Annotated in this window: 8 protein-coding genes and 1 pseudogene; 7 read left to right on the top strand and 2 right to left on the bottom strand. The window is 64.9% G+C overall.

Going from position 1 to position 7699, the window contains the following annotated elements; genetic code table 11:
- A pseudogene (locus HP499_RS25250) lies at positions 1–165 on the top strand (insulinase family protein); the annotation flags it as partial.
- Between the two features lie 78 nt (positions 166–243).
- Entirely contained in the window at positions 244–705 is a 462-nt protein-coding gene (locus tag HP499_RS17855; RefSeq protein ID WP_172325535.1) for a DUF1579 family protein, read from the top strand.
- Between the two features lie 3 nt (positions 706–708).
- Here the strand turns inward: HP499_RS17855 and HP499_RS17850 are convergent, their stop codons facing one another.
- Together HP499_RS17850 and moaA are read right to left on the bottom strand one after the other, a co-directional pair.
- Positions 709–975: a MoaD/ThiS family protein gene (locus HP499_RS17850; protein WP_172325534.1), complete on the bottom strand. Its 267-nt coding sequence runs from the start codon at positions 973–975 to the stop codon at positions 709–711.
- 4 nt (positions 976–979) lie between these two features.
- A complete protein-coding gene (moaA, locus tag HP499_RS17845; RefSeq protein ID WP_172325533.1) occupies positions 980–2119 on the bottom strand; it encodes a GTP 3',8-cyclase MoaA in 1140 nt (379 codons plus the stop codon).
- A 134-nt stretch (positions 2120–2253) separates the two neighbouring features.
- Between moaA and HP499_RS17840 the strand changes: the two genes are divergently transcribed.
- The 5 genes from HP499_RS17840 to moaC form a co-directional block, all read left to right on the top strand.
- A complete protein-coding gene (locus HP499_RS17840) occupies positions 2254–3021 on the top strand; it encodes a response regulator transcription factor (RefSeq protein ID WP_172325532.1) in 768 nt (255 codons plus the stop codon).
- Complete coding sequence (locus tag HP499_RS17835; RefSeq protein ID WP_172325531.1) at positions 3008–4303, top strand: cell wall metabolism sensor histidine kinase WalK; 1296 nt, start codon at positions 3008–3010, stop codon at positions 4301–4303. Before HP499_RS17840 ends, HP499_RS17835 begins: the two co-directional genes overlap by 14 nt.
- Positions 4300–5997, top strand: a complete 1698-nt coding sequence (locus tag HP499_RS17830) for a molybdopterin-dependent oxidoreductase (protein WP_253951667.1) — start codon at positions 4300–4302, stop codon at positions 5995–5997. Before HP499_RS17835 ends, HP499_RS17830 begins: the two co-directional genes overlap by 4 nt.
- A 58-nt stretch (positions 5998–6055) precedes the next feature.
- Positions 6056–7282 (top strand): gephyrin-like molybdotransferase Glp, encoded by a 1227-nt coding sequence (gene glp, locus HP499_RS17825; RefSeq protein ID WP_172325530.1) that lies wholly within the window; start codon positions 6056–6058, stop codon positions 7280–7282.
- Positions 7270–7699: cyclic pyranopterin monophosphate synthase MoaC (gene moaC, locus HP499_RS17820; RefSeq protein WP_172325529.1), on the top strand; the 430-nt coding region annotated here is incomplete at its 3' end. The genes glp and moaC, both read left to right, overlap by 13 nt.

Raw genomic sequence — 7699 nt, 5'->3', positions numbered from 1 at the left:
GCAGAGCTGGTCTCCGGAGAATTCCAGGACATTGACGAAACCCTGGCCCGAATCCAGGCTGTCACTGTGGAGGAAGTCCAGGAACTCGCCCGCGAACTCGCAGCGGCGCCCCGGACCATCACGGTGGTAGGTCCTTTCGAGGAAACCGAGACCTTCGGCCTCTGAATCTCTGGACTCACCCACTGTCAGCAGGGCAGCATGATCACACAGTGATGATGCTGCCCTGACTACATAGGAGAGGCGATGAACCAGCCCTCAAGCGGCCAAGCTGCGGAGATGCTGCACGACTTCATCGGTCACTGGCGCGGCATCACCGAAGTTGCAGCCTCGCCGTGGGGGAGTGCCCGGACCGTGGAAGCGGAGGTGGTTTTCACCAAAGCCGCCGGCGGGTATGCAGTCGTCCAGAGCTACCGGCACAGGGAACCGGACGGCACGCACTTTGAAGGGCATGGCATGTTTACCGTTGACCGGGACCACGGAGACACCCTCTGGTACTACGTGGACAGTCTGGGGAGGTCGCCCGCCAGCCCCGTCCGGGGGTCCTGGCACCAAGGGATCCTGACCCTGGACCGGAGGACCGCCGACGGCGTGGCCAGACACACTTTCCGCGTTGAGGACGGCGTCCTGGTGCACACGGCCGATCTACGGCTGGAAGGGACACCAGGCTTCAGCCCGCTATTGAGGAGTGTCTTTAGGAGAGCATGAGCCTCAGCCGCCGGCAAAAGGTGGCAGGACATCGATGACGTCCTGGGCACCCAGTGGCGCTGAACGGTCCCGCACCGCCACCTCATTGCGGAGGAAACTGCTCCGGGCCACGATGCGCTCCAGCGTTGGTGTCCCTTCAGGGGGCAGTGGGCGTTCGACGGCGAGGGCAGCTTCCAGGAGCGAGTCAAGGCTGGCGCCTTCCGGAAGGACGTGCACTTCTTCTTCGACCCCTGCGGCCGCGCGTGCGGCAGCGAAGTAACGGACAAGCAAGGATTCAGCCTCCGATTGCGCTCATGCTGCGGTCCGGCTGGACAAAGTCCGCTGCGCCGAGACCGGTATGGTCCATGCCGTGGGCCTTGGGCTTGACCCACATAGCGTCCTGCCACCGTTCCGCCAGCTGCTGGTCAGTGGCCCCGCCACGAAGCAGTCCCAGGAGGTCGAATTCTTCGCGGGAGAAGAGGCAGCTCATGATCTTGCCCTCGGCTGTGATCCGGGTTCGGCGGCAGTCGGCGCAGAAGGGTTCGGTGACGGAGGCGATGATGCCGACTGTACCGAGAACCGGACCCGTAGCTTCCCCCGAAGAGGTGTCCCGGCGTCGGACTTCAAAGCGTTCGGCAGGGGCGCCGTCACGTTCACGGGAGTCCCGGCCCAGGACGAAGTCACGGGACAGCAGGCCGCGGATCTCCTCGGCCGTGATCATGTTGCGACGCGTCCACCCGTGATCGGCGTCCAAGGGCATTTGTTCGATGAAGCGGAGCTCGTAGCCGCGGTCCAACGCCCAGGCCAGCAAATCCGGCGATTCGGCATCATTGATCCCGCGCATCAGCACAGCGTTGAGCTTAACCGGGCCCAGGCCCGCGGCCCATGCAGCATCCACACCGGCCAGGACACGATCCAGGAAGGGCCTGCGCGTGAGTTGGGTGAAGGTTTCCTCGTGCAAAGAGTCCAGCGAGACATTGATCCGGGTGAGGCCTGCCGCCTTCAGCGCCGCTGCCTTCTTATCCAGGCCAACGCCGTTGGTGGTCATGGAGATGGGGAGGTCCGGATGGTCCCTGCGGATATCGGAAATGATGTCCACCAGGTCAGCACGTACCAAAGGCTCGCCGCCGGTGAGGCGGAGTTCCCTGACACCCAGGGCGCTGACGCCGATGCGGACGATCCTGACAATTTCATCCCGCGACATCACGGCTTGTTTCGAGAGCCATTCAAGGCCCTCGGCCGGCATGCAGTAGGTACAGCGCAGATTGCATTTATCCGTCAGGGACAGGCGCATATCCGTAGCCCGCCGGCCATAACGGTCCCACAAGCCCGCAGGCGTTTCCGCTGGCCGGGGCGGCGGTACCGCGGCGCCACTTTCCTTGCTGCCTGCTGCGCCGCCCGGAGGGGGCACCGGCATTCCCAGCTGAACACTCATAAATTCAGGCTACGCCACCGTGGCAGGATCAGTGACACCGATTACAGTCATACAGTTCTTACGGATTCCATACGCTTGGGCCGCGGAACCCCGGATCGGGTGCTGTGCGCGGCCGGCAAACCTATGCTGAAAGTGTGACCACACCTACGGCATCATCAGCGGAACCAGGGAATCGCCGCATCCTCCTGGTCGAAGACGAACAGACCATCGCCGATGTGGTAAGGGATTACCTGCTTCAAGCAGGGTTCCAAGTGGATATGGCGGGGGATGGCTTCACCGCCCTGCAGCTGGCCGCGGTGCGCCAGCCTGACCTGGTGATCCTGGACCGCATGCTGCCCGGACTGGACGGCGTTGAGGTGTGCCGGCGGCTCCGCCAAACCATGAGCGTGCCGGTCATCATGGTCACGGCTTTGGGGACCGAAGATGACCGGATCCTGGGTTTGGAGATGGGGGCCGATGACTACGTCACCAAGCCTTTCTCGCCACGGGAACTGGTGCTCCGGGTGAAATCGGTGCTCCGGCGCAGCGTCAAGGAGTTCACGCCGGAACCTCCAGTGGAAGCCGCAGGACTCGAACTCGATCCCGCGTCCAGGACAGTCACCCACCGCGGTGTTGCCCTGGCCCTGACGGTCCGCGAATTCGATCTCCTGGCCTTCCTGATGCGGCGGCCCAACCAGGTTTTTAGCCGGGAGGAACTGATCAAGGCCGTATGGGGCTGGGACTTCGGCGACCTTTCCACCGTCACAGTGCACGTGCGTCGCCTCCGGGAAAAGATTGAAGCCAACCCCACCAAGCCGGAGCTGCTCAAGACGGTCTGGGGCGTGGGATACCGGTTCGATTCCGGCGCCGGCAAGGCAGCGGAGCAGCCCGCTGGCGGGGAGCGTGGCCATGGAGGGCAATGAGCTCTGGACCATCCTTGCTTGGGTCCTGTTCTGGGCTGTCCTCATCGGCGCTGCAACCTTGCTCATCCTCCGGTTTCTGCGCCGGGCCTCGGTCCTGACCCAGATCTGCCTGGTGGTGGTGGCCACGGTGGCGGTCCTGGTGGCAGGGATGGTCAGTGCATTCAACGCGATGTTCATTTCCGCCAGGGACCTGGAAGTGATGTGGTACATCCTGGCGATGGCGTCAGTGGTGGCGGTGGCCCTGTCCTTGATGCTGGGCGCGGGTGTGTCCCGAAACGCTGCCCGGTTGGTCGATGCCGCACGTCGCCTTGGACGTGGTGAGACATTGGACCACACCGGGGAGGGCCGGGGCAGTGCTCCGGCCATGACGTCCGAGCTTGCCGAACTGGCCAAGGAACTGGAGGCCAGCAGCCGCAGGCTGGCCGAGTCGCGCGAACGCGAAGCCGCCATTGAGACTGCCCGGCGAGAGCTCGTGTCATGGATTTCGCACGACCTCAGGACCCCGTTGGCCAGCATGCGGGCCATGACCGAAGCCCTTGAAGACGGCATGGCATCCGATGTGCCCGGCTATTACCGGAAGATCATCAGCCAGACCGAGCAGATGACTGCCATGGTCAACGACCTCCTGGAGTTGTCCAAGATCCAGGCAGGCACGCTTCGTCTCCGTGCTGAACCGCTGGACCTTTACGACCTCGTCAGTGATGCGCTGGCCGACCTCGCGCCGTTGGCCGCCCAACGGGGCATCACGCTCGACGGCGGTGGTGACCGCGAGTGCATGGCCGTTGCCGATGGGCCCAGCCTCGCCCGGGCCGTACGGAACATCCTGCTCAATGCCATCATCTACAGCAGGCCGGACACCGAGGTCCACATCAGTGTGGGGCGGAACGGCGGGAATGCAGTCATTGCCGTGCAGGACCACTGCGGGGGCATCAGCAGCGAGGACCTGCCGCACCTGTTCCAGACGGGTTGGCAGAAAGACCCCGCCCGGCGAACTGCTGACGGGCTGCAGGGCAGCTACAGCGGTGCCGGCATCGGCCTGAGCATGGTGGCCGGCATCGTCAAGGCACACAGGGGATCGGTCACCGTGGACAACGTCGACGGCGGTTGCCGGTTTACGCTGTCCCTGCCGGCAGGCTCCCTACCGGGCATCCCGCTACCCGCTGTTCCACTTCATGACGGGCCTCTTCCGGCTGGGTCACTTCCCGACCAAGATCGTCCGTCATCTTCCCTCCCGGCTACGTTCGGGACTTCAGCCGACCAGCGCCCAGGAGGCCACTCATGAACATGCCCAGCAGTGTGGACAAGCCGGGCCCGCGCATGGATCAGCAGGAAACCGCAGGCAAGCAGGAAACCGCAGGCAAGCAGGAAACCGAAGGCACCGAGGAGACTGCTGTTTCCACGCCGCCGCGAGCGCATCGTCGCCCACGGCTGTGGGCTGCCGCGGCCGGTCTCGCCGCGGGTGGTGCCGGGATCGCGGCCGGTGAACTGGCTGCAGGCGTGCTGAGCCCCCTGGTTTCCCCCGTCACCGCTTTGGGCGGGGCCGTGATCGACGCCGTGCCTCCGGGCGTGAAGGACCTTGCCGTCCAGTTATTCGGCACCGCAGACAAAATCGTCCTGATCGCATCGATCGGAATAGTTGCGGCGTTGTTGGCAGCACTGGCCGGTGTTCTGGAGCAGCGCCGTACCGGCTGGGGACTGGCTCTGGCCGGGGTGGCCGGCGCGGCGGGCCTGACCGCCGTCGTAACGCGGGCCCAAGCTGGTCCGCAGGCGGCCCTGGCCCCCATCGTCGCCGCGATAGTCACCATGTTGCTGTTGCGCATGCTCATTCGCCGGCTCACCACGTGGGCGCCGGCCGGAACAACGCCGGCCGGAACAATAGGGGCGCGCGATGGCCATGATCCGGCGCCACTGGCCCGGCGAAGCTTCCTGAATGCGCTCGGAGGAACCTCCCTCGCCGCAGTAGTCGCGGGAACCGTCACTGCCGTTCTCACCCGTGCCACCACCGTGGCTTCGGGTTTCAGAGGTTCCATGACTCTCCCTCAGCCGGCAACCCCGGCCCCGGCAATACCCGCTGGCGCCTCGCTCCCTGTAGAGGGCATCAGTCCGTTGGTGACCCCGAATGCCGATTTCTACAGGATCGACACAGCACTGACAGTCCCTGCCATCGATCCGCCGCAGTGGAAGCTGAAGGTGACCGGGATGGTGGAGAACGAGGTCGAGCTCGATTTCGCCACCCTTCTGGCCAAACCCATGACCGAGCGTCACATCACCATCGCCTGCGTGTCCAACAACGTGGGCGGGGACCTCATCGGCAATGCGCTGTGGCTGGGCTGGCCGGTTCGTGAGCTTTTGGCCATGGCCGGACCCAAGGCCGGCGCGGACATGGTGCTAAGCACCAGCAATGACGGCTGGACAGCAAGCACACCCTTGGAGGCCCTCACCGACAACCGTGACGCACTGTTGGCGGTGGGCATGAACGGCGAGCCGCTTCCCTTGGAGCACGGCTTCCCCGTGCGGATGATCGTCCCCGGACTCTACGGATTCGTCTCGGCCACCAAGTGGCTGACCGAACTGAAAGTCACGCGCTTCGCAGACGATACCGCCTACTGGACCCCGAGGGGTTGGAGTGATCGCGGCCCCATCAAAACCCAGTCCCGCATCGATGTACCCCGCAGCGGCAGGTCCGTCCAGGCAGGAATGGTGCAATTCGCGGGTGTGGCCTGGGCCCAGCACCGGGGCATCAACGGCGTAGAGCTTCGCGTCAACCGCGGACCCTGGCGGCAGGCTACGCTCGCCAAGGGGATTTCGACCGACACCTGGTACCAGTGGCAACTGGGCCTTGACCTGATACCCGGTGACTACGAGGTACAAGTGCGGGCCACCGACTCTACCGGCCAGCCGCAGACCGAGGACAAAGCTCCGGTGGCTCCGGACGGCGCCACGGGCTATCACACCATCAGCGTCAAGGTGGGCTGAGGCCCTAGTCTGGGTAGGTCCGGAGAGTTTCCGAGAACCGGTGTGTCACTACAGGAGGTTGTCCGTGCCCAGATCAGTCGCAGTCCATCGCCAGGCAGTGATGGAACTGCTGGCAGGCGTTGCCATCACCAAGGGCAACCAGAGCGTGCCACTGCTCCAAGCACTGGGAAAGCCGCTCGCTGCGGACATCTACGCCCCGTTGTCGTTGCCGCCGTTTGCCAACTCGCAGATGGACGGTTTTGCCGTTCGCTCGCAGGACATCCCAAGCTCTGGTGCGGAGCTCCGTGTTACAGCGCCCGTCCCGGCAGGTGCGGCGCCGGCTCCCCTCAAGCCCGGCTTTGCCGCCCCCATCATGACCGGAGCCATGATTCCCGAGGGCGCGGACGCCGTCGTGCCCATCGAGAAGGCGAACCCCAGCTCCTTCCCTGAGCCCGCCGCCACGGATGTCCTCGTAGAGCTTCCCCCAGTGGCTCCAGGTACCTATGTGCGCAACAGCGGCAGCGACATCGAAAAAGGTTCAATGGCGTTGGCGGCCGGGACCTTGCTGGGACCGGCCCAGCTTGGCCTGCTGGCGGCCCTGGGCCTGGCAACTGTTGACATCCCGCAACCGCTGCGCGTCCTCCTGGTCACCACCGGGGACGAGGTAGTGGAGCCAGGGGAAGAACTCACGGCCGGCAAAATTTTTGACTCCAACGGCACGCTCCTGGAAGCCTCCATGCGCCAGGCAGGCCTTGACGTTGTCCGTTCGGGTATCTCAGATGACCACCCCGCCAGCCTCCTGGCGGTCCTTCAGCAGCACACCCGCCAAGGGGGCCCTGCCGTGGACCTCATCGTCACCACCGGAGGAGTAAGCAAGGGAGCCTACGAGGTGGTGCGCCAGGCCCTGGCCGGCCACCCTGTTGATTTCCTCCCCGTTGCCATGCAACCCGGCGGGCCGCAGGGCCTGGGGACCTTCAACGGCGTCCCGTTCCTCGGATTTCCCGGAAATCCCGTCAGCTGCCTCGTCTCCTTCGAAATGTTCCTTCGGCCTGCCCTGTCCGAGGTTGTGGGCGCTCCGGCTCCACGGCCCGTTCAGAAGGCACGCCTGGCTGAAGCGCTGACATCGCCGGGCGGAAAGCACCAGGTCCGGCGGGGCACTTTGGCAGGCAATGGCACGATCCACATGGAAGGTGGCGCCGGCTCGCATCTGGTCCATGCCTTGGCCCGGGCCAATGCGTTGGTGCATATCCCGGCCGGCGTCACGGAACTCACCGCGGGAGCTGAAGTGGAAGTATGGATGCTGTGAATGAAACTCCCGGGACAACAACAGAACATGCCGGCGGACTGACCCACCTCAGGCAGGACGGAACCGCGCAGATGGTGGACGTCTCCGCCAAAGCAATTACCACGCGTGAAGCCACCGCCACCGCAACCGTCCGCACCACCGCTGAGGTAATGGCGCTCCTGGGCGCCGGCGAGCTGCCCAAAGGCGACGCGCTCGCCGTCGCGCGGGTGGCGGGGATCATGGCGGCAAAGAAGACACCGGACCTGATCCCGCTGTGCCATCCATTGCCGATCTCCAAGGTCACCGTGGATTTCGACTTGCGTGCTGACGCGGTGCACATCCTGGCCACCGTCAAGACCAAGGGGGTGACCGGCGTCGAAATGGAAGCACTGACGGCGGCCTCGGTGGCGGCGTTGAGCGTTTACGACATGATCAAGG

This window comes from Paenarthrobacter sp. CM16 (assembly GCF_013179505.1).
GTDB lineage: Bacteria > Actinomycetota > Actinomycetes > Actinomycetales > Micrococcaceae > Arthrobacter.
The sequence above is the reverse complement of the archived record's forward strand: the minus strand, read 5'-3'. Positions and strand labels throughout refer to the sequence as shown.